At 38.9% G+C, this 20,801-nt stretch carries 20 protein-coding genes and 2 pseudogenes; 11 read left to right on the top strand and 11 right to left on the bottom strand.

From position 1 onward, the window contains the following. Position 1 precedes the first annotated feature (1 nt). The 7 genes from ACZ42W_RS04800 to ACZ42W_RS04770 all read right to left on the bottom strand — a co-directional run bounded on the left by ACZ42W_RS04800 (position 2) and on the right by ACZ42W_RS04770 (position 5,326). Entirely contained in the window at positions 2–1,045 is a 1,044-nt protein-coding gene (locus tag ACZ42W_RS04800; RefSeq protein WP_464168839.1) for a PD-(D/E)XK nuclease family protein, read from the bottom strand. Positions 1,046–1,081: 36 nt separating this feature from the next. Then, entirely contained in the window at positions 1,082–1,615 is a 534-nt protein-coding gene (locus ACZ42W_RS04795) for a GIY-YIG nuclease family protein (protein WP_144677853.1), read from the bottom strand. A gap of 68 nt (positions 1,616–1,683) precedes the next feature. Next, positions 1,684–2,259, bottom strand: coding sequence for an HD domain-containing protein (locus ACZ42W_RS04790; RefSeq protein WP_144677852.1), 576 nt, complete (start codon positions 2,257–2,259; stop codon positions 1,684–1,686). Positions 2,260–2,290: 31 nt separating this feature from the next. Next, the gene (locus tag ACZ42W_RS04785) at positions 2,291–3,598 is read right to left on the bottom strand and encodes a DUF4139 domain-containing protein (RefSeq protein ID WP_144677851.1); all 1,308 of its coding nucleotides are present in this window, start codon (positions 3,596–3,598) and stop codon (positions 2,291–2,293) included. 163 nt (positions 3,599–3,761) lie between these two features. Then, positions 3,762–3,890: a hypothetical protein gene (locus tag ACZ42W_RS04780; protein WP_282433889.1), complete on the bottom strand. Its 129-nt coding sequence runs from the start codon at positions 3,888–3,890 to the stop codon at positions 3,762–3,764. Between the two features lie 197 nt (positions 3,891–4,087). Further along, complete coding sequence (locus ACZ42W_RS04775) at positions 4,088–4,777, bottom strand: GGDEF domain-containing protein (RefSeq protein ID WP_144677850.1); 690 nt, start codon at positions 4,775–4,777, stop codon at positions 4,088–4,090. A gap of 219 nt (positions 4,778–4,996) precedes the next feature. Next, positions 4,997–5,326, bottom strand: a complete 330-nt coding sequence (locus tag ACZ42W_RS04770) for a helix-turn-helix domain-containing protein (protein ID WP_144677849.1) — start codon at positions 5,324–5,326, stop codon at positions 4,997–4,999. A gap of 488 nt (positions 5,327–5,814) precedes the next feature. Between ACZ42W_RS04770 and ACZ42W_RS04765 the strand changes: the two genes are divergently transcribed. The 8 genes and pseudogenes from ACZ42W_RS04765 to tatC all read left to right on the top strand — a co-directional run bounded on the left by ACZ42W_RS04765 (position 5,815) and on the right by tatC (position 13,812). Then, complete coding sequence (locus tag ACZ42W_RS04765; protein WP_011459365.1) at positions 5,815–7,008, top strand: IS256-like element ISDha1 family transposase; 1,194 nt, start codon at positions 5,815–5,817, stop codon at positions 7,006–7,008. A 338-nt stretch (positions 7,009–7,346) separates the two neighbouring features. Then, positions 7,347–9,002, top strand: a complete 1,656-nt coding sequence (locus ACZ42W_RS04760; RefSeq protein ID WP_464168837.1) for a reductive dehalogenase — start codon at positions 7,347–7,349, stop codon at positions 9,000–9,002. Positions 9,003–9,064: 62 nt separating this feature from the next. Next, positions 9,065–9,382 (top strand): tetrachloroethene dehalogenase, encoded by a 318-nt coding sequence (locus tag ACZ42W_RS04755; protein WP_464168835.1) that lies wholly within the window; start codon positions 9,065–9,067, stop codon positions 9,380–9,382. Positions 9,383–9,489: 107 nt separating this feature from the next. Beyond that, the gene (locus ACZ42W_RS04750) at positions 9,490–10,776 is read left to right on the top strand and encodes a 4Fe-4S binding protein (RefSeq protein WP_464168833.1); all 1,287 of its coding nucleotides are present in this window, start codon (positions 9,490–9,492) and stop codon (positions 10,774–10,776) included. 127 nt (positions 10,777–10,903) lie between these two features. Then, on the top strand, positions 10,904–11,854 hold the full coding sequence (locus ACZ42W_RS04745) for a trigger factor (protein ID WP_464168831.1): 951 nt from the start codon (positions 10,904–10,906) through the stop codon (positions 11,852–11,854). 155 nt (positions 11,855–12,009) lie between these two features. Continuing rightward, entirely contained in the window at positions 12,010–12,822 is an 813-nt protein-coding gene (locus tag ACZ42W_RS04740; protein ID WP_144677845.1) for a methyl-accepting chemotaxis protein, read from the top strand. 92 nt (positions 12,823–12,914) lie between these two features. After that, positions 12,915–13,115 (top strand): twin-arginine translocase TatA/TatE family subunit, encoded by a 201-nt coding sequence (tatA, locus tag ACZ42W_RS04735; protein ID WP_144678687.1) that lies wholly within the window; start codon positions 12,915–12,917, stop codon positions 13,113–13,115. Between the two features lie 45 nt (positions 13,116–13,160). Further along, positions 13,161–13,812, top strand: a pseudogene (tatC, locus tag ACZ42W_RS04730) (twin-arginine translocase subunit TatC). Here tatC and ACZ42W_RS04725 read toward each other — a convergent pair. Next, positions 13,800–15,380 (bottom strand): IS1634-like element ISDha15 family transposase, encoded by a 1,581-nt coding sequence (locus tag ACZ42W_RS04725; RefSeq protein ID WP_015261909.1) that lies wholly within the window; start codon positions 15,378–15,380, stop codon positions 13,800–13,802. The pseudogene tatC and the gene ACZ42W_RS04725 sit on opposite strands and share 13 nt — an antisense overlap. A 177-nt stretch (positions 15,381–15,557) precedes the next feature. Here ACZ42W_RS04725 and ACZ42W_RS04720 point away from each other — a divergent pair. The 3 genes and pseudogenes from ACZ42W_RS04720 to ACZ42W_RS04710 form a co-directional block, all read left to right on the top strand. Further along, a pseudogene (locus tag ACZ42W_RS04720) lies at positions 15,558–15,776 on the top strand (twin-arginine translocase subunit TatC); the annotation flags it as partial. Positions 15,777–15,793: 17 nt separating this feature from the next. Beyond that, positions 15,794–16,132 carry a Sec-independent protein translocase subunit TatA/TatB gene (locus ACZ42W_RS04715; RefSeq protein WP_015261910.1) on the top strand — a complete coding sequence of 113 codons (339 nt, stop codon included), beginning with the start codon at positions 15,794–15,796 and terminating at the stop codon, positions 16,130–16,132. An 83-nt stretch (positions 16,133–16,215) separates the two neighbouring features. After that, positions 16,216–17,409, top strand: coding sequence for an IS256-like element ISDha1 family transposase (locus tag ACZ42W_RS04710; RefSeq protein ID WP_011459365.1), 1,194 nt, complete (start codon positions 16,216–16,218; stop codon positions 17,407–17,409). Positions 17,410–17,914: 505 nt separating this feature from the next. Here ACZ42W_RS04710 and ACZ42W_RS04705 read toward each other — a convergent pair. Genes ACZ42W_RS04705 through ACZ42W_RS04695 form a run of 3 tightly spaced genes read right to left on the bottom strand, consistent with a single transcriptional unit; the run spans position 17,915 to position 20,745 of the window. Further along, positions 17,915–19,273, bottom strand: coding sequence for an ADP-ribosylglycohydrolase family protein (locus tag ACZ42W_RS04705; protein ID WP_144677844.1), 1,359 nt, complete (start codon positions 19,271–19,273; stop codon positions 17,915–17,917). Next, on the bottom strand, positions 19,270–19,665 hold the full coding sequence (locus ACZ42W_RS04700; protein ID WP_144677843.1) for a hypothetical protein: 396 nt from the start codon (positions 19,663–19,665) through the stop codon (positions 19,270–19,272). The genes ACZ42W_RS04705 and ACZ42W_RS04700 overlap by 4 nt, the downstream gene beginning before the upstream one ends. Before the next feature lie 48 nt (positions 19,666–19,713). Then, positions 19,714–20,745 carry a hypothetical protein gene (locus tag ACZ42W_RS04695; RefSeq protein ID WP_144677842.1) on the bottom strand — a complete coding sequence of 344 codons (1,032 nt, stop codon included), beginning with the start codon at positions 20,743–20,745 and terminating at the stop codon, positions 19,714–19,716. Positions 20,746–20,801 lie beyond the last annotated feature (56 nt).

Below are 20,801 nucleotides of genomic sequence, written 5' to 3'. Positions count from 1 at the left end.
ATCACCTCTTAAGTGAAAAATCTATTGTTTTGTTTTTGTATATGGTACATAGGCTTATTTCGCCCTTTCCTTGAATTTCAAGCTTAATAGAAAAACCCCTTGTCCCTGTACCGTTAAATTTCAAGTAGCTTAGCTTTTCCGCAAGAAGAAACAATTTTGAATAAAACGATAAAAGTTTCCAGTCCTCAATGCTTTGTGCCATCAGCATTAAAAAATCCTTGGCACCCTGCAAGGTTAATTCTTCAGTTTTATATTGTTTTATTTTATTTACCGCATTTGACCCAGAATGTATTTTAATTACATCTAAAACAGCGTCGAGTTGCTTTTCCTCCAATGTGGATGTATCTACTCTCCAAATTTGTCTTTTATTTTCACAAACCTCATTTCCAAAGGGCAACCTGCTCCTAATATCTATTTTTACGTCAAAGAAGTAATCCTCAAGCCCTCTTTCTCCTACATCAATTTTATTGCTCTCCAAATCGGCTTCGCATTGCTGCAATATCCATTGTCTGTTTAACGAAACTATTAACTGTTGTTCCTCTGTCAGTATCTCATAGTGTTTATTTAAGAATGTGTGCATCTGTTCCCATGAGATATGTACAAACTGCTCTTTTATAAGCTCTTTGCCTTTTTTCGCTTCGTCTATTGTTTTCGGAGTTGCAATTCCTTTGAAATCATTATCTGCTGTAAACTGTGTCAGATAAATGAAATATACCTCATCATATACACTATCTTCAACCACCGCATTATAATATGTACTGATTTGCCCTTCGGTCGCACTTAGATAATCATGTACCTTTACTTCTATTAGTAAGGCATGCTTCTTGTCAGCATTCATAAACTCAATAAATATATCAATAGAACCTTTCTTTGGATATGCACGTTCTCTTTCAACAATAATCTTATCCGGCAGTAGATTAAACTGCTCCTTTATAAGTTGTAATATAATCTGTTCTTGATTTTTGAATATATCATACAGCATATAGCTTGACGATATTTCAGAATAAAACAATGGTGTCAATCCACTTCCGCTATATTTCTTCATCTCTTCCCCTCCAAATATTGTTTCTATGCTTATAATTCAATTGCGCAACTCGGACAAATACCTTCTGAACTCCTTATTAACTGGACATTTGTTCTTTGCAATATTCAATGGAGGATTTAATTCATCAATGAGTTTTGTTTCTAAATCAGATAAGCCAGTATCAACAAGCCAATAATACATAATCAGGTTCTCTTGCATCCATCTTGAAAGCTTTTGCTCACAATCAGGTTTAAACTTATATTTACCGCCTTTGTCATATAATCTATCTGCTTGCCATTTAAACAAAGAACCCAAGCTCTTTCGTAAGGTAGATTTCCTTGCTGTTCCATCAAAATGGTTTCGGTAATCTCTTTTTTTCAAACCCTGTGTTTCTGATATTCCAATATAAATAATAGGAAAACCATCCAGCTCAGGGAACACGACATCCACCATTATTTTCTCAAGACAATCCCTGTTTTTCGCACTTATCATATATATTCCCGTTTGATCCGGTAGATCATTGGGATTATCCTTCGATGGATTAAAACAATATTTTTTATTTGAATTAAGAATATCCAAAGCAGTTGGCATTGAAATTACCCCCCTTCTTAATATCGGCAATATGTAACAACTGCAAGTTTTGTTTTTTTCAAATCACATCATTTTTCAATAACAAAACCACTCCAACTATCGGCGTACTGCAAAAGTAATGTGAGTGGTACTTCATGGGTAGCACAAGAACGGTTGTCCTCAACATATTGTCCATCATGGTAGACAATTGCCTGCACTTCTTCCTCCTCCAAGCTGATATACTGAAGCGCTAAATATATACTCCTGACAGGTACACTCAAATAAATTAGGTCAGTGTTAAACCTATAAGGGGTACTGGCAGGATAGCCGTATTGTTTTTGCCTATCTGTTGGTTCATTTACAAAATACTGAGGATTTCCCGGCATACCAGTTTTTCCCAGGTCATGCAGCAACGCAACTATAACACAGCTTTCATCGGTAATATGCGGTGCTATGGCAGCCTTTATTCTCACCATGGTTTCAGCCACATTAACCGAGTGTTCCAAAAGTCCGCCCTCTTTGCACAAATGATACTTTGTACTTGCAGGCGCAGTCAGCCATGTGGTTTCATTTTCCATGAAGTTAATTAGTCTGTCAAATTGCTTTTTACGGTCTATAACAAGGGTTTTCAAGTTTTTATATCGTTCTAATACACTGTTCTCCATATCATATTCCTCACTCGTAAGAATTTAAAAATCATTTCTTTATAACAATTTCTGTACGCTGGTCAACTTTATATTCAAATTCTACCTTTATCTCACTGTCAGCCGGCACATTAATAGAGAACTCAATTAGACCTGAAGATTTCTTCGAATACTCATGTGTTGCAGAAACCATTTCCCAAATTCCCCATGCATAATGCTCGAAATGTACCTCTGCCTCCTCCGCCTTATGGTTCTTGATAACACACTCATATTTGTAGTGTTCAAATCCGTTTAATTTCTTTCTGTCAGATTCTGTGAAATCAAAGGTTATATCAAAAGCATTCCCTATCGATAGCTTGATTTCCTCATCCTTTGGTGTATGATCTATTTTGTCCTCACCTATAAATTCAAGTGAGTTATCGGCATCATCAGTTTTATACAGCTTGATCTTTCCCTTTGGTATTGCTATGCCTAATCCAGATTCCTTTTTATTTGAAAACTCAATAATGACGTTAGCCTTTTCTTCACGCAAATCAAGCCTATAGTATTTTTTATAAGGGATACCCAACCCATTCAAAATATTGATTTGTTTAGTCTGATTATCTTTCAATGTCGTCAGATTATTCAATGTATACATATGATAATCAAAAAAAGCTTTTTCTTCCGCTTGAGGTGCTGCAGAAGATTCACATACATACATTCGTCCTTCATAGTCGGTTTCCTCATCATCCTGAATTCTGTTGACATCTCCGGCAATAAGCTTTATTTTGGCATTTTCAAATGTTGCACCACTTTGATTTTCAATTTCTGCCCAGCCAGCAATGTTTAAAGTTTTTTCCAAAATCTCTACGACATAGTTTGCATTCCAATTGAAGCCCTTACTAAGATAGGATACCTTAACATCTTCAGATGTCGACTTCCCAATTTTCCATACAAGCGCAGGCTTTACTATAAGCCCTGATGGCAAGGAAGGGAGAACAAGCTCTGCCTGCGTATCGATATATATTTCCTTCGTATCACTGTCCTCTAATACGCATCTGCCAGCTCCTTCTATCGATAAAAGACGGCAGCTTTTCTTTTCACCGGTTTTTCTGTCTTTTAAATAGACTTCCTTATCAATATATTTTTTGAGGAGCTTACCCCTATCAATCAAGTCATAATCATAGTTGAACTCCAAGATATTCAAGCCCTCCGCCAAAAGAGAATCAGTTTCTATTTGCTGTGCTACATCAGCAAAAACAAGCTCAGTCTCAGCCCCCGTAAGGCATACGGTACGTGTTTCCTTGACAGCACCAAAGCCTCCATTGTAAATGGTCAATGATATGTCTTTTGTATCAGCTGCAGTAGATAGTTTTTTCATATTCTACACCTCCAATTCTATTATATCATGCACTGTGTACATTAAAACGGACAGTAAACTTAAGTTTTTCAAGTACCATCAAGCAGCTAAATCATCAAAGTTTTGCAAAAAAATCCCTATTAATGCAGAAGAGAGAGGAATGTCCTCTCTATCTCATTGAAAACTATTTTTTCTTTTTATCAAGATAAATCAAGAATGCAAGAAGTGCAACTATTAACAAAATGATAAGCGTCCCCTGAACAGGATGTTGTTTCAATGCTTCCATTAACTGCATAGTTTCCTGATAACGCAAAACTCAATCCCCCTATCTTTCATTTTCTAAGTACTCCAAGATCAATTTATCCATCCTTGTACTAATATCCAATATGATATTATAATTACAGTCATTTACTCCTAAATCAGTAACAACTGTATTTAAAAGATGTCTTATTTGTTCAATCTCAATCTTAAGTTCTGAATTATTTGACATAAAAATAGATACCACCTGTGTTAATTTTTGGGGATTTCTCCTAATAAGAGAGTTACTCCTACAACCTTATTCCTAACTGACTTTGCTTGGAATAATGCTTTATCAGCTTCTGCAAATAATATATCCATATCAATTGGTTTATCAATTGTTGCCAATCCAATGCACACAGTAACACCAAAACATTTTTGGGATTTCTCTATTGCCTTTCTTATCTTCTCCGCATATTTTAACGCTCCTTGGTTATCTGTATCAGGGAGGATAATAGCAAACTCTTCGCCTCCCCACCGTGCAATAGTATCAATCTCCCTAGAATTTTCTGTGAAAATTTTCGAAATCCGTGTGAGAAGCTTGTCCCCAGCTAAGTGCCCGTATCTATCATTTACCTTTTTAAAATGGTCAATATCAATTATGACTAATGAAAGTGCAGTCTTTGAACGATTCAACCTTTTTAGTTCTGATTCTAACTTTTCATAGAGGTATCTACGGTTATAAAGATCCGTGAGCGGGTCTTTATAGGCATAATAAATTATGTTTTTCATCCAGAGGCCGCAGAATATACTAATGACAGTTGAAAATGCAATAACACATATCCAAAAATAGTTATAGAAGGTTACTTGTATGCTGTAATAGGTAAAGCAAACAATGGAACTTACTAACAATCCCCCTAACCCCATAAAAATAGGAATATTCTTATATAAAGCATTTTTCATACAAAAAGATCACCTCACCTATTAATTATCTCTATTTATCAACAATATTTTACTTTACTCTTTCTAAACATTATAGCAACATATTTTACAGGTATTAGCATTTTATCATTCCATTTTACACCAAAAGTCCCTAACAGTAAACATCAATTGTCACTCTCAGTACTTATTGTCAATATAAAACGGGGGTAGATTACCCATTCTAGGTGCTCTACCCCTATTTCAACCTCTTTTTTTATGAACTAACATAGCTCGAATAATATCGTTTAACAAACTTATTTGTCCTTCCGATAGTTTATTAGCTAATAGCTCCTCTTCTAACCTTTCAGGACTTTTATCACTATCTCTATGACCGAATGCAAGATAATCTAGTGTAGTGTTTAAAGCAATTGATAGATTCACAATCGTCTCAAATGAAAATCGCTTTTCACCTCGTTCTATCTTGCCTTCATATTGAGGTGATATATCAATGCTTTCAGCAAGTTGAAATTGTGTAAGTCCCATTTTATTTCGTTCTTGTTTTATTCTTTCTCCGATAGCCTTATAGTCCATTTCTCAACCTCCTGTAATAATAAACATACAGGGAAGTTTTTGAAATAAAAACAGTCCATTGGTAAACATTATTCTTTACTATAAGGTCACATTATTTTTCACTGATCTTCCAATGAGATTCAATCGGAATCGAATCCGAAACTATAGCATTGTGTCCAATCAATAATAATGACTAGTTATCTGGTTTCTAATATGTTGTAAGCTTTAAATCTTAAAACTCTGATGATATAATTCCATCGAACATTAACCAAAGTATTCATCCTTAAATCATATTGCAACTAAGCATAAACTAAAGATGTGTCACTAAATTAGCAAGTGCCATTGTCTTGAAAATCATAGATATTATATATTAATTGAATTTACAATAAAGTTTACAAGCGAGAGAAAATGATAGAGTACAATTAAGTTCGCAAAAGTAAAAAAGGAAAAGCCATCGGTAACTCCGAAAAGGTAAGTGCTGAAGCAAACCAAAAAGGAGTTGTTAACCGATGGCTTACCCAAATTCTACCGTACCTTTTGAAAAAATGCTAATGAAATTTGTAACCGAAGAAGATCCCATGCAGGCTATGTTAAAATGGCTCTGCGAAAGGCTGATGGAAGCAGAAGTGGATGCAAAGCTAGGTGCTGAAAAATCAGAACGGTCTACTGAACGTCAAGGGTATCGATCAGGCTATCGCGTTCGCCGTTTCGATACCCGGATGGGGACACTGTATTTAATGGTACCCAAACTGCGAAATGGCGGCTATATCCCTTTCTTTGTGGAAGGTAAGAAACGTTCTGAATTGGCCTTGATGAATGTGATTCAAGAAGCCTATGTTAATGGCGTATCCACCCGTAAAATAGAGAAACTCACTAAGTCCTTAGGCATTGACTCCATGTCACGAAGTCAGGTATCAAGCATCGCTAAAGAACTGAACGAACAGGTTGAAGCCTTTCGTAATCGAAGTCTCGATAAAGTCTATCCCGTACTCTGGGTGGATGCTCTCTATGAGAAAATCCGAGATGATCGAAGGGTCAAAAATATGGCAGTGCTGATTGTAACGGGTATTGATCTAGAAGGCAAACGAGATATTCTGGCCGTAGAGCCCATGCCAGAAGAGTCCACAGCAACCTACACCAGTCTCTTCGAAAAGTTAAAGTCACGAGGACTAGAGAAAGTCTGGCTGGTTGTCTCAGATGCCCATAAAGGGTTAGTTAAAGCTGTTCAAGAGTCCTTTATCGGGTGTTCCTGGCAACGCTGTAAAGTGCATTTTATGCGGAACATCCTCGCTCATATATCCGGTCGAGATAAGCAAGCGTTTGCTAATAAACTAAAGCAAATCTGGCTTCAACCAGACTATAGCAGTGCAAAGAAATACGCTAATTCTCTGATGGATGAGTTTGAGGCCAAATATCCTGAAGCCATTAAAACTCTGGAAGAAGGGTTGGAAGACTCACTACAGTTTTTCAGCTTTGCAGAGATTGATTCAAGAAAGATCGCGTCAACCAACCTGCTGGAAAGACTCAACCGAGAAGTACGTAGAAGAACCCGGGTGGTTGGGATATTCCCAAGTATGGATTCCTATATTCGGCTAGTAACCAGCTACCTTATTGAGTATAGCGAAGACTGGTGCAGTGGCCGATCCTATATCAATCCAAAAATCATCACTTCGATTGAGCAGGAACGTTCAAAAGCTGCGTAAGCCTTAATCATTAATTCAGAAAAGCATGACGCTCGGCGCTAGCCAAGCAAACTCTCTTTGATTTAGGGTTACTCTTTGGGGTGAAAGAGACTTTGCCGTCTTCAAGCGTTTTGGTAGGGTGCACGTGTCAATGGGATGATGCCGAGCATATCCTCGGCCTGACGGCCTCCGGTATCCCTCGCATCACCCTTGACACTCTTCCCAACTTACGCTTTTACATAAAACATTTAGCCTTAAGGGGTTCTGATGGTTTTTGCGAACATTTCTTGACACTATCAATAGAATAGTTTTATAATAATTTAAAGGACATGCAATTATTATAAAGGAGGAAGTTTGGAATGGGAGAAATCAACAGGAGGAATTTTTTAAAAGTCTCAATACTTGGAGCAGCTGCAGCTGCTGTAGCCTCGGCATCTGTGGTGAAGGGGGTCGTTAGTCCCTTGGTGGCTGATGCTGCGGACATCGTGGCTCCGACCACGGAAACCTCGGAATTTCCATACAAGGTGGATGCAAAGTACCAGCGTTACAATAGTTTAAAGAACTTCTTTGAAAAGACTTTCGACCCGGAAGAAAACAAGACTCCTATTAAGTTTCATTACGACGATGTTTCCAAAATCACAGGCAAGAAAGATACGGGGAAAGACCTGCCCATGCTTAATGCAGAAAGACTTGGGATCAAAGGGCGTCCGGCGACACATGCAGAAACAGGCGTTCTTTTCGATAGTCAACATTTGGGTGCCATGTTAACCCAGCGCCATAATGAAACAGGCTGGACCGGGTTGGATGAGGCCTTGAACGCCGGCGCCTGGGCTGTAGAATTTGATTATTGCGGATTTAACGCAGCAGGTGGTGGTCCGGGAAGTGTAATCACGCCTTATCCCATAAATCCTATGACCAATGAAATAGCTAATGAGCCTGTCATGGTACCCGGTTTGTACAACTGGGACAATAGCGATGTTGAAAGTGTGCGACAACAAGGCCAACAGTGGAAATTCAAATCAAAGGAAGAAGCCAGTAAAATGGTTAAAAAGGCAGCCTGTTTCCTGGGAGCCGATCTGGCCGGCATCGCACCCTATGACGAGCGTTGGACCTATTCTACCTGGGGCAGGAAGATTTCAAAACCTTGTAAAATGCCCAACGGCAGAACCAAATTAATGCCATGGGATTTGCCAAAGATGCTGTCAGGCGGGGGAGTAGAAGTTTTCGGACATGCAAAATTTGAACCTGATTGGGAGAAGTATGCAGGTTTCAAACCAAAAAGTGTGATTGTCTTCGTTCTTGAAGAGGATTACGAAGCTATACGCACCTCACCGTCAGTCATTTCCAGTGCCGCGACGGGGAAAAGTTACTCCAATTTGGCAGAAGTAGCTTACAAAATCGCGGTTTTTCTGAGGAAGCTTGGCTATTATGCAGCGCCGTGCGGAAACGATACCGGACTAAATGTTCCTATGGCCGTTCAGGCCGGGCTTGGAGAAGCAGGCAGAAACGGACTTTTAATTACCCAGAAATTCGGTCCGAGACATCGCATCGCCAAAGTCTACACCGACCTGGAACTTGCTCCGGACAAGCCGAGAAAATTCGGGGTACGCGAGTTCTGCCGCCTGTGCAAAAAATGTGCGGATGCCTGCCCCGCCCAGGCCATCTCCCATGAGAAAGACCCTAAGGTTCTGCAGCCAGAGGATTGTGAGGTAGCCGAAAATCCATATACTGAAAAATGGCATGTTGATTCCAACCGTTGCGGCTCTTTCTGGGCCTATAACGGTAGTCCCTGCAATAATTGTGTAGCTGTATGTTCGTGGAACAAAGTCGAGACCTGGAACCACGATGTGGCCAGAATAGCCACTCGAATACCATTGCTTCAGGATGCAGCCCGCAAGTTTGATGAATGGTTCGGCTATAACGGGCCTGTAAACCCTGATGAAAGACTTGAATCGGGTTATGTTCAGAACATGGTCAAAGACTTCTGGAATAATCCTGAGTCTATAAAACAATAGTGATTTCAATGTCAAATATATTAATCATAAGGAGAAAATTATTATAAGGAGTGAAAGGTATTATGAATATATATGATGTGCTGATTTGGATGGCACTGGGTATGATTGCATTGCTTATCCAATACGGAATCTGGCGGTATCTGAAAGGGAAGGGCAAAGATACCATACCTCTTCAAATCTGCGGGTTCCTCGCCAACTTTTTCTTTATATTTGCTTTGGCCTGGGGATATTCCAGCTTTGCGGAGCGTGAATACCAAGCTATTGGCATGGGATTTATCTTCTTCGGAGGCACGGCACTTATTCCTGCGATTATTACTTACAGGCTGGCTAACCATCCGGCAAAAAAAATCAGAGAAAGTTCGGATTCTATTTCTGCTTAGCAATTAGAGTATCAAACCATAGAGCTAATGAGGCCAGTAAGTGTCTCTTCAGATACTTACTGGCTCATCTCTATAATCTTCATAATTTTTTAAGAGGTTGATAAGCTGTGAAAACAAAAAAAAATAAAGCAGAATTGGAAAATAGAAGAGGCTGGGAATACTATTATCAATTTTGTTTACTTCTCACTGCCATAATAGCTATTTTATATGGTGTGTTCTGGGCTCCTCAATCGGTTGATTACAAGGGAATCATCCAAAAAAATGTTCTCGGCGTTATATCCATTGAAAAAATGATGGGGAATCAGCATGCCTATAAAATCGATACGGCACAGGGACGTTTCTATGCAGTATGTGATTCGGCTATAGGATATCAATCCAGAGTTGAGGCTATGACTATCGTCAACGAAAAGGGCCTTATAGAAAAAGTTATTATTACTAAACAGGGAGAGACTCCGGTTTTTTTTGAAAGGCTCACAGACCAAAAGTATTTTGACCACTTTCAAGGTCTTGCAATCAAGGAGCCTATTTATTTGGGAGGAGCATATGGATATTCAGGATATCTGGGTAGTATAAAAACAAATAATTATGTTGACGTGGTAACAGGTTCAACAGTATCGTCACATGCTGTGGCTGAGGCTGTGAACAAAGGGAATTCTTATTTATCAGAGCAATTTTTTAATACCCAATGGGCCAACCCTTACGATTTATTCCAGCTTAGCTGGAAGGATATGGCCATGATTGCAATGTTTTTAATTGCGTTTGCCTCAGCCTTTATTAAGAAACTCGTAAAAATACGTCTGGCATTCCTGCTGGTTAGTGTCGTGGTGCTTGGTTTTCTCGTTAATCAGTTTGTGACAGGCAGCTTGCTTCTTTCAGCAATTACGTTGCAGATTCCCAGGATAACTAACCTGAAATGGTATGTGCTTATGGCCGGGTCTCTTGGATTTATTATCCTTTTGGGGAAAAATTTGTATTGCGCTTGGATTTGTCCTTTTGGAGCAGTACAGGAGATTCTTAACAAGGCTGCAGGGTTCAAATCTCTGAATATTTCCCAGAAGACTATTAAAATACTCAGGCTGGTGGCTCCGACCATTTTATGGGTTGCACTTCTGCTGGGTACATTACTGGGTGACTATGGGACATTGGATTACGAGCCTTTTGGCGCGCTCTTCCTGTTCAAATCGGTATGGTTAATGTGGTTGATGTTACCGATCTTCTTGTTTATGAGCTTATTTATTAGCCGTTTTTATTGTAAATTCTTCTGTCCGGTAGGATTTATTTACAATTTGCTTAACCGTTGGCGAAATGAGGAGGTAAAAATATGGAAACAGAGAGTAGATCGATTGAAACGCAAAAAAAAGGAAAAACAAGAGACCTTGTCTTCACACTCTTGATCCTTATTTTCGCAGTCGCCCATTTTGTTGTAATGCTTCAGTCAGTGGGAATCCTTAGGGCTGACCGTTGAAATTTTCTTGAGAAAGTAGCGTATCAAATAGACATAATGAGGGAGGAATCGTGATAATGAAGCAGTTCGAACTTGGACAATATAAGGGTCTAAATGTCAAGCGTTTTGATACAACAGTCCAAGAAGAGGAAATTCAGCAAGCCTTAGATTATATCATAGGCTCTTTTGATGAAATTGAAGAAGAAAAAAGAAATGAGCCTATTAAAACAAACGATTATGTAATCGTGGATATTGACGGTTTTGAAAAGGATGCAACAGTCCCGGTTATAAGAAGCATCGATACAAAATTAATAGTAGGCAGTGAAGGTGTATTTCAAGAAGTTAGTGCAAATCTCCTAGGGAAGAAAATGGGCGACACAGTGACCTTTGAGACTGTTATTCAGTCCGATGCCTTAGAATTTCAGCGTTGGTGGGGAAGCGAGATTACATTTACCGTTAAGATTAAGAGCGTTTTTGTGGTGAAGAAACCAGAATTGACTGAAGACTTAATTAGGAAAATTGAACCTGATCTAAAAAACCTGAAAGACTTAAAAAATATGCTGGCCCTAAAAATCACTCACGAAAAAGAGAGCAAGGAACGGGAGGCAAATATTATCTTGATTTTCCAAGCTTTAGTTAAACAATGTAAGTATGAATTTGATGAAGAAGAATTGGATTCAGCTGCTGAAGATTTATATAAGAAATTTACTGAAGAACTCAAAATAGTTGATGATATGGAACTTATGGAATATTTGATCCATAGAAAAATAACCGCAGACCAATTGCTGGCCGAATGTAAGGAAGAGGCATCCAGAAGGATTCTCTGGGAACTTATGATAAATTCTGTTATTGAGAAAGAAGAGATAAATCTTACTCCGGATGAAATCAAATATCTTGAAAAGCGAATTAACGAAAGCCGACAAAACGGTCAACTCCCCGAAGAGTTTATGGACATCAATTTTTTACTGGCATCGTATTTACGAAAAAAAACAATAGACTATTTGCTAAAAATCAATTTGGCAAGTTAATCTATCCTATCTTTTAAGATTATTACCACCACCGCGAATCGCGTCATAATTATAAAGCTGGTAGAAATAGCAGTAGAAAGCAGAGCACACCAACAGATGGCTTGTGAAGAATTGGCATAACGGTACGAACATTGTTGTGAAAGGTGTTATCAAGATTGAAACTAGAATCCTTTGTTGATATAGCGAGTGAAATTCAAAAACTATTTAATGAAGATGTTATTATCGGAGTAAGCGATACCGAAAAGATGCTTGCCGTTTTTAACGGGAAAAAGCTCATGCTTCATGCAAAAGCAGGTGATGTACTAAAAGAGGGTATGCCCGGTCTCATTGCGATGCAAACTGGGCAAAGAGTAGTGAAAAAAATCCCGAAAGAAGTTGCTGGTATTCCTCACATCGGTATAGGCTTACCAGTATATGATGAGGGAAAAATTGTTGGCAGTGTCATGGTGGGTATTTCCGATGAACGTTTTGACACTTTAATGGATGCTGGTCAAGGGGTTTTGGCCGCGGTTCAAGAAATCTCTGCATCAACGGATAACTTATCTAACGAATCACATGAAATTCTCGTGAATACAAAAGCAATGGCTCGTGAAATCGCACAAGTCAACTCTGATGTTGAACATATAAATGTCGTTCTTAACAAGATTAAGAGCATTTCGATGCAGACAAACATTTTAGGATTGAATGCTTCGATCGAATCTGCTCGGGTGGGCAAACTCGGTCGTGGATTTGCAGTTGTCGCAGATGAAGTGCGGAAGCTTTCAGAAAACACCAAATTATTAACAAAAGAAATAGATCAGGATTTAGAGAAAGTAAGGAAGTCAGTTTCCTCCTTAGTCACAGAAATTGGGCAATTTAGTAGAGTCATCGAAGTCCAGGCCGACGGGACTGAGGAGGTAACACGTGCAGTTGGTCAAATTGTTGAGATGGCTGGAAAGCTGGTTGAAATGGGTCGGGTAGATTATTAGATCTAGTCCACTGTAAGTTTTAACGCAGAATATCTTGCATCTCGAATATGGTTAAAATGAAATATTGTTTAATATGATGGAGGTGATAAATGATGCTTGCAACATTTGGATTTCTAACACCAGTGACAATGGGGATTGTGCTTGTTACAGCTTTGGTCATCTTTGGACCGGGTAAGTTGCCGGAATTAGGGAAATCGCTGGGTAATGGTATTAGAGAATTTAAATCTGCGACCGCAGAAGAAGAGAAAACAGAAGATAATATTGTCGCTAAAACCGAAAAAGATCCTGCCTAAGCAGTTGACTACCTAAAATGAGCGCAAAAAGGAAGTAAAGCAGAAGTGCGAAGGCGACAACGTAATGACGACAATATGCCGTTAACAGACCATTTAAGAGACTTACGGAAAGTGCTTGTCGTAGCTGCGTACGCCATTGCTGGGGGTACGGTATTAGGATGGTTTGTAAGTGATCTTACCTTTGCCTATTTAGCACGTCCGGTATCTTTGCTGGGAGATATCACGTTTATTACTACAACGCCGATGGAACCAATGTTGGTTAAGATTAAGGTTTCTGTGATTTTTGGTGTCGCTCTTGCACTCCCTGTTCTAATGTGGAAAATTTGGAGTTTTGTATTGCCAGCTCTAAAACAAAATGAGCGTAAGTATTTATACTTTATTGTGCCAACCTCTGTACTTCTTTTTATTGGAAGGGGCCGCTTTCTGTTTATATGTAATAATACCTATCGGGATTAAGTTTCTTCTTAATGCTGGAAGCGGAGCTGTTCAGTCCACACCATTTGTGACGAAAACGTCATACATTAGCTTTCTGTTGAGCTTCTTGTTAACATTTGGGCTGGTGTTTCAACTTCCTATCATATTACTCGAGTTTGACACCTCGAAAGCTGTAACTATTGAATTTCAAGGGCTTCCAAACTTTAGATTTGCGCATACCACTACAATTCCCTGTTTGTGGGAATTCATCTATACCTTTTGAACTCTTTCTGGAATCCTTGCCCCGACTGCTTTAAATGCGATCGCTGCAGCGCCATGAACCTCGGTTCGTACTAAGTGTTCCTGATCTTTAACTTTAATTTTAACGGCATGGACTTTCCTTAGCGCACGAATTACTTCGGTATAGCCGTATTCACTTTCGCAATTCATAAGAAGCTTTTGAAACTTGATCTGCATTACGAGTGCGAGAAAGCAAAGCATAATGTGTCCGCAGATCCGCCGTTCCGTCCAGTGGTAGACCGGACGTAAATCGAGCGTACTCTTGAGATTTCGAAACGCACGTTCAATTTGCCATAAGTCTCGATAAGCGGTCGCGACTTCCTCTGTAGGAAGCTGAGTATTCGTTTGCAATATGTATAGACCATCAAAAAGAGCTGCTTGTTTTAGTTTTTCCTTATTAATCGTTGCCGCATCCTGTGTGACGTTGATGTACTTTTTGTATTCGCTGTTCCCGATTAAATCCTTAATATTCCCGTGTTCAAGCTTGCTACGAAGTTTAATCTCAATCTTTTCTCGAACGGCTTGATCTCGTTTAGCCTCTTCTTCGTTTAAACAAACAATATATCGATCTCCTCCGAGGGTAACTTCTTTTACCTTGAGGTTATCCTTAACAAGAGTATACGGTTCAGGGGAAGCTACGATTTCAGGGCCAACTTTAACATTTCGCATCCGAACTCCCAGGATGTATTGAAGGTTCAATTTCTCGAGAAGCTCTAAGGTCCGCTTGCCCATCATGCCCCGATCCCCAACAACAATAACACGTTGGATATTAAATCGTTTTTTCAAATCACTGACCGCTTCAATAAATGCATCTGTATCCGGGGTATTCCCAGGGAAGACATGATGAGCAATGGGAATTCCATCCCTCGACATCAGCATTCCAATCATAACTTGGAGACGATCCGGCCGATGGTCCTTGGAATGGCCATATTCGAGAAGGTCGAAAGCCCCTGCGTCTCCTTCCACATACGTGGAGGTCGTGTCAAAGAAAACGAGATCCAGTTGACGGGTAAATAGGTCGGTATGATGGTAGAAAAGTTTCTCTTCAATCATTTCCTTGTTTTCATCCAAGAAGTCGATCGCTCGATAGAAATGATGAAGCTTCAAACTCTCTAACTCTGGGCGATGGACGGAATCTTTCCAATCGCTGACTCCCAGTTTACTGGTGGGCTCCGTTAAGCGATTTAAAACCATACAGAAGATGGCTTCTTGTACATCCACACTTAATTCTCTCTCGCAAAAGAGTTGAGCCAGTATTTCATGAAGTCCAAGGTTTTCCCAGAGTCGACGAAAGACCAAAGAGGGTCCATACTCTTTACTCCAGTCTGCAAAGAGATCTTCAGCGGCATCCACCACAGCAAGTTTATCGGAGAACTTCGCAAGAGAGCGAATCAGGTCGTCAAGTTTCCCATTTTGGAGATCCTCCACTCTCCCCAAGTTACAAAGGACTTTTTGACGAACCTTACCCTCTTCACGACGGCTCTCACAGATTTGAAGGTAACGGCGTTCCGAGCCGTCCCGATTGTAGGCTGTTTTAATACGTGCAAACATAGCAACACCATTATACCACTTAAATCGAGGTGATAACAGTAATTATTTGCCAACGTGCGGCACTACATTCTAAAGTTTCAGCGGTTTTTTGGAAGGATTTTTAGCTTTGAATCCGCATGAAAAGCCATAATTAAAAATTAACAGCAACAAAATTTTCGTTGTTGCTGTCAAACTCGAGTATTACTAATCTTAATTAAAATTGGAGTATTATCCCCAAAAACGTTAGCAAAAAAGAGGCGCTGGGCGATATTGGCGATTGTCATTTTAGCGGCCATTGTTTCTCCAACCCCAGATTTATTCTCACAATTTCTCATGGCTGCTCCGATGTATCTCCTCTATGAAATCAGTATCTGGCTTGGGTACCTAATTAGGAAAAGAGAAAAAAGCCAAGCGTGAAATAAGGGAGGCAAGACATGGGCTTTACTGAAATCTTCTTAATTATGACTATCGCGCTTATTTTATTTGGGCCTGAAGAGTTGCCGGGCATTGCACGGAGGGTAGCTAAAGTTATTATGGAAGTTCGCAAGTTTAGTAATGAATCAACCAAAGAATTACAGAAATCTGTTGCTAGCCCTGTTAATATATTTACCAAAGCATTTGAACATTCGGTTTCTCCGCGTGTAGCCGAAAAGGAATCATATGATTTACAAGAAAAATTGGTTCCTAATGAAAAATTATTATCACACGATGATGAATGTACGATCAGTGATCAATTGCCAACGTCATTGGTACAAGAGATAGAGTACAATTAAGTTCGCAAAAGTAAAAAAGGAAAAGCCATCGGTAACTCCGAAAAGGTAAGTGCTGAAGCAAACCAAAAAGGAGTTGTTAACCGATGGCTTACCCAAATTCTACCGTACCTTTTGAAAAAATGCTAATGAAATTTGTAACCGAAGAAGATCCCATGCAGGCTATGTTAAAATGGCTCTGCGAAAGGCTGATGGAAGCAGAAGTGGATGCAAAGCTAGGTGCTGAAAAATCAGAACGGTCTACTGAACGTCAAGGGTATCGATCAGGCTATCGCGTTCGCCGTTTCGATACCCGGATGGGGACACTGTATTTAATGGTACCCAAACTGCGAAATGGCGGCTATATCCCTTTCTTTGTGGAAGGTAAGAAACGTTCTGAATTGGCCTTGATGAATGTGATTCAAGAAGCCTATGTTAATGGCGTATCCACCCGTAAAATAGAGAAACTCACTAAGTCCTTAGGCATTGACTCCATGTCACGAAGTCAGGTATCAAGCATCGCTAAAGAACTGAACGAACAGGTTGAAGCCTTTCGTAATCGAAGTCTCGATAAAGTCTATCCCGTACTCTGGGTGGATGCTCTCTATGAGAAAATCCGAGATGATCGAAGGGTCAAAAATATGGCAGTGCTGATTGTAACGGGTATTGATCTAGAAGGCAAACGAGATATTCTGGCCGTAGAGCCCATGCCAGAAGAGTCCACAGCAACCTACACCAGTCTCTTCGAAAAGTTAAAGTCACGAGGACTAGAGAAAGTCTGGCTGGTTGTCTCAGATGCCCATAAAGGGTTAGTTAAAGCTGTTCAAGAGTCCTTTATCGGGTGTTCCTGGCAACGCTGTAAAGTGCATTTTATGCGGAACATCCTCGCTCATATATCCGGTCGAGATAAGCAAGCGTTTGCTAATAAACTAAAGCAAATCTGGCTTCAACCAGACTATAGCAGTGCAAAGAAATACGCTAATTCTCTGATGGATGAGTTTGAGGCCAAATATCCTGAAGCCATTAAAACTCTGGAAGAAGGGTTGGAAGACTCACTACAGTTTTTCAGCTTTGCAGAGATTGATTCAAGAAAGATCGCGTCAACCAACCTGCTGGAAAGACTCAACCGAGAAGTACGTAGAAGAACCCGGGTGGTTGGGATATTCCCAAGTATGGATTCCTATATTCGGCTAGTAACCAGCTACCTTATTGAGTATAGCGAAGACTGGTGCAGTGGCCGATCCTATATCAATCCAAAAATCATCACTTCGATTGAGCAGGAACGTTCAAAAGCTGCGTAAGCCTTAATCATTAATTCAGAAAAGCATGACGCTCGGCGCTAGCCAAGCAAACTCTCTTTGATTTAGGGTTACTCTTTGGGGTGAAAGAGACTTTGCCGTCTTCAAGCGTTTTGGTAGGGTGCACGTGTCAATGGGATGATGCCGAGCATATCCTCGGCCTGACGGCCTCCGGTATCCCTCGCATCACCCTTGACACTCTTCCCAACTTACGCTTTTACATAAAACATTTAGCCTTAAGGGGTTCTGATGGTTTTTGCGAACATTTCTTGACACTATCGAGAAAATAACCCTCACTTTTTTCAATGTAACAAACAACCTCCATGAATTTTGCTAAATACTTGAAGCTAATTGTCCTCAGGTACTCAAAGTTTAAGGAGGTAAAATCTAAATGACTAATCTATTAACAAAAGAATGGTTTGTTCAGAGAGGCTTTTCCTCAAAATAGATTCATATTTATTTTTGAGGAAATCTCCGTATTGTATCATTTAATAGAAAACCCTGTAGTCTACATTTTGAACATTTCTGATAATAACCGCTGTAGCCTATTTAATATTTTCAGAAATGTCTTATCTTCTACTGCTGACTCCCATAATCCATCACAAAATCGTTCCTGCCGAACATACCCAGTAAGAATCGCCTTTGTAAGTTCAAAATCAGCAGTATCAATTGCAGAATTCATCTGTTCTGTACCATCAATCCCCCGTTTATGAATAATATCGAGATAGTCATAGCACATGATGTTAGATTTATAGATTGCTTGAATAAAATCATGTAATGTCCGTTCATAATCAGGATATGGCATCGTTAAATGATTATCTCCAAGCTTTTCACCGCCACCCCAATGACATACATCTTCTTTATTTACAGTTTCAAAATATGGAATAAATGCGCTTAACTTTTCAATACTGCTTCTAATTGATGATAAATAGAGCTGATTGCTTAAACTTTCAACATATTCACGTTTTACTATTGTATCTAGCCATTCACACGGAATGTTTTCATAGCCATAATATAGACCAGCTAGTCCACCTGCCACAGCTGCGACGGTATCCGTATCTTCTCCAAGGTTCACAGCCATGAGAATACAATCCTTGTAGGTGTTTGAATTAAGCAAACACCAAATAGCTGCTTCCAATGTGTCCACGACATATCCACTGCTCTTAATATCCTTTTTGTCCAACTTTTCGAAACCTTTTGCAAAAATCTTATCAAAATGAGAAAGTTCATCTTTAAACTCTGTTTGTTTTCTATAATACTCTGAGGCTTTATAGATGCCTAATTCCATAGCTATTTTCAGATCCATGCTACCTAATAACATCGATGCAACTGAAATATATATTCCACAGGCTATTTTGCTACGCTTGTGAGCATGTGTTAGTGATGAAACATTATGAATAACACTAAACGCTTCATCGATCTCATAAAAGTCAGTTCCATAAATAGACTGAATATAAAATAAAATCGGAAGTATTCGCATAAGTGAACCATTTCCATTATCACGTTCATTTAAACCACCGCATCTTAATGGTTCTATCCCATCAGAAAACCGTTTTATAGCGTTTCTTGTTGATATGCCTACATCAAAAACCTCTCCATAGGGCGTATATGAACCTTTATCAAACCACATTAAGAATTTGGACATAACATCATTATAATCCAGTCCCTTGATAAGGCTGTCTACAAGACACAGAGTCATGCTTGTGTCATCAGACCATGTACCCACAGGCTGATAATGTGTACCAAAACCTCGCATACCTATAACAGGATTCATTTTAAGCTTTTCTCTGCTCATAAATTCGACTGGTACACCTAATGCATCAGCAACACACAAACCCATTATTCCATCCAATACATTATTCTTCATTCTCTAACCTCTTTTGCTTCATAAATTACTACACCGCCTAGTGCAAGTATTTCTTTTAAGTCGCTAATATCAATTTCCTCAATTTCTTCAAACGGGCAATAGGCATTCCACTGTCCGGAATAAGGATAGTACCAAGGAAATGATTCTATTGATTTTAAATCTTTTGAGATAAGGAAATGAAGACAATCTGATTCATTCTTAATTTGTTCCTCATTATTTTCTTTTGGCTCCCAATTTTTCATACTTTCTTCAATCTGTGATGCAGATAAATAGGTAAACACCTTGTTCTTGGCTTCATCAATTGTGCATTGAACCCAATAGGAATCCATCGCATCATTAGTCCATTGTTTATTAAGAAATCTGCATTTAGGCCATATTAATTTAATCTTCATACTCCACTCCCTTTCTAAACAATCAACTATTGGCAAAAACACTAACTATTACCCTACGTTCCATTCTTTCGTCTTAAGCAATTCAGCAATTTCATCAACTGTCATTTCTTTCTTAAAGTCTTCTACCTCTCCTAAGTCAATATATCTTGTGCCCATAAGCCCGCCTTTACTTTTCTTTGCATACTCCGTAATAAAATATTCATTAACAAAGAAAAACCTTTGACCTTCATTGAAAGCATGAGCGTATTTATCTCTTGCATCATGTATTACTTTCTTCAATGTATCCATCATATGATCGGACAATATTCCATATTGAACCTCTATAATTTTGATACTATCTGTACTATTATCGTGAGAAGCATCAACACAGCAGATTGTTTCACCAATAGCTCTGACTGCTTTATTCTTATACAAACCAATATATTTTGTATTTTTGAATCCTCTATCAATTGGATTGTAATAAATATTGTTTTTCAGGTTATCTTCAAAGGTCTGACCAGTTAGAACGACCCTGATTTTTGTATCTGCATTGTCTATTAAATCACACTCATCACAAAAGCCTTCAAAATCCTCAATCAGTGCTTTCATTTCAAAGTCATATTCTTGAAGTGTTTCATTAAAGCAAGTACAAATATCCTTAAAAGTTGTTGAAGCAAATCCAATATTCGAATCATTATCGTCATTGAATTTATTAAGATGGCTAATTATATTTTCATAATACTTTTTTGAAATTGAATTTTTATTAATCCATAGGAAAATCTGTTTATCCTCATTCTCAAATGCATTCCAATGATTTTTAATCTGCTTAATCTCTTCTTGTCCATATAGCTTTGTTTCGATAATAATCTTAAAGCTTTCCTGCTCTATCATTCCATCAGGTATACTACCTTTACCTTTTTCTTGTTGCTTAAAGCGAACTGTAGTATCAAGCTCTATCCCACTTTCCTCTAGAAAAGCATTAATAAATCTTCTGAACTTTTCAGGACTATTATTGTATAGCCGGCTAAAAAGAAGCATGGTGTTGTTGGTTACCATATTCTCTTTTTGTGAGTACCGTGGGAAGTAATGTATATTTGACATTTTTTACTCCTTCATTCTATAGCTTTATTTCAAATCACAAGTCAGAATAATTCGGG

This window comes from Desulfitobacterium elongatum (genome assembly GCF_055378975.1).
Note: the sequence above shows the minus strand (reverse complement) of the source record. Positions and strands in the feature narration are given on the sequence as shown.

Excerpts from the sequence above, each read along its gene's own strand:
- ACZ42W_RS04700 (WP_144677843.1), bottom strand. The coding sequence starts at position 19,665 with ATGAAGATTAAATTAATATGGCCTAAATGCAGATTTCTTAATAAACAA.
- ACZ42W_RS04770 (WP_144677849.1), bottom strand. The coding sequence starts at position 5,326 with ATGGACTATAAGGCTATCGGAGAAAGAATAAAACAAGAACGAAATAAA.
- ACZ42W_RS04795 (WP_144677853.1), bottom strand. The coding sequence starts at position 1,615 with ATGCCAACTGCTTTGGATATTCTTAATTCAAATAAAAAATATTGTTTT.
- ACZ42W_RS04705 (WP_144677844.1), bottom strand. The coding sequence starts at position 19,273 with ATGAAGAATAATGTATTGGATGGAATAATGGGTTTGTGTGTTGCTGAT.
- ACZ42W_RS04765 (WP_011459365.1), top strand. The coding sequence starts at position 5,815 with ATGGCTTACCCAAATTCTACCGTACCTTTTGAAAAAATGCTAATGAAA.
- ACZ42W_RS04745 (WP_464168831.1), top strand. The coding sequence starts at position 10,904 with ATGAAGCAGTTCGAACTTGGACAATATAAGGGTCTAAATGTCAAGCGT.
- ACZ42W_RS04695 (WP_144677842.1), bottom strand. The coding sequence starts at position 20,745 with ATGTCAAATATACATTACTTCCCACGGTACTCACAAAAAGAGAATATG.
- ACZ42W_RS04785 (WP_144677851.1), bottom strand. The coding sequence starts at position 3,598 with ATGAAAAAACTATCTACTGCAGCTGATACAAAAGACATATCATTGACC.
- ACZ42W_RS04755 (WP_464168835.1), top strand. The coding sequence starts at position 9,065 with ATGAATATATATGATGTGCTGATTTGGATGGCACTGGGTATGATTGCA.
- ACZ42W_RS04775 (WP_144677850.1), bottom strand. The coding sequence starts at position 4,777 with ATGAAAAATGCTTTATATAAGAATATTCCTATTTTTATGGGGTTAGGG.
- ACZ42W_RS04725 (WP_015261909.1), bottom strand. The coding sequence starts at position 15,380 with ATGTTTGCACGTATTAAAACAGCCTACAATCGGGACGGCTCGGAACGC.
- ACZ42W_RS04790 (WP_144677852.1), bottom strand. The coding sequence starts at position 2,259 with ATGGAGAACAGTGTATTAGAACGATATAAAAACTTGAAAACCCTTGTT.
- ACZ42W_RS04710 (WP_011459365.1), top strand. The coding sequence starts at position 16,216 with ATGGCTTACCCAAATTCTACCGTACCTTTTGAAAAAATGCTAATGAAA.
- ACZ42W_RS04800 (WP_464168839.1), bottom strand. The coding sequence starts at position 1,045 with ATGAAGAAATATAGCGGAAGTGGATTGACACCATTGTTTTATTCTGAA.
- ACZ42W_RS04715 (WP_015261910.1), top strand. The coding sequence starts at position 15,794 with ATGGGCTTTACTGAAATCTTCTTAATTATGACTATCGCGCTTATTTTA.
- ACZ42W_RS04760 (WP_464168837.1), top strand. The coding sequence starts at position 7,347 with ATGGGAGAAATCAACAGGAGGAATTTTTTAAAAGTCTCAATACTTGGA.
- tatA (WP_144678687.1), top strand. The coding sequence starts at position 12,915 with ATGCTTGCAACATTTGGATTTCTAACACCAGTGACAATGGGGATTGTG.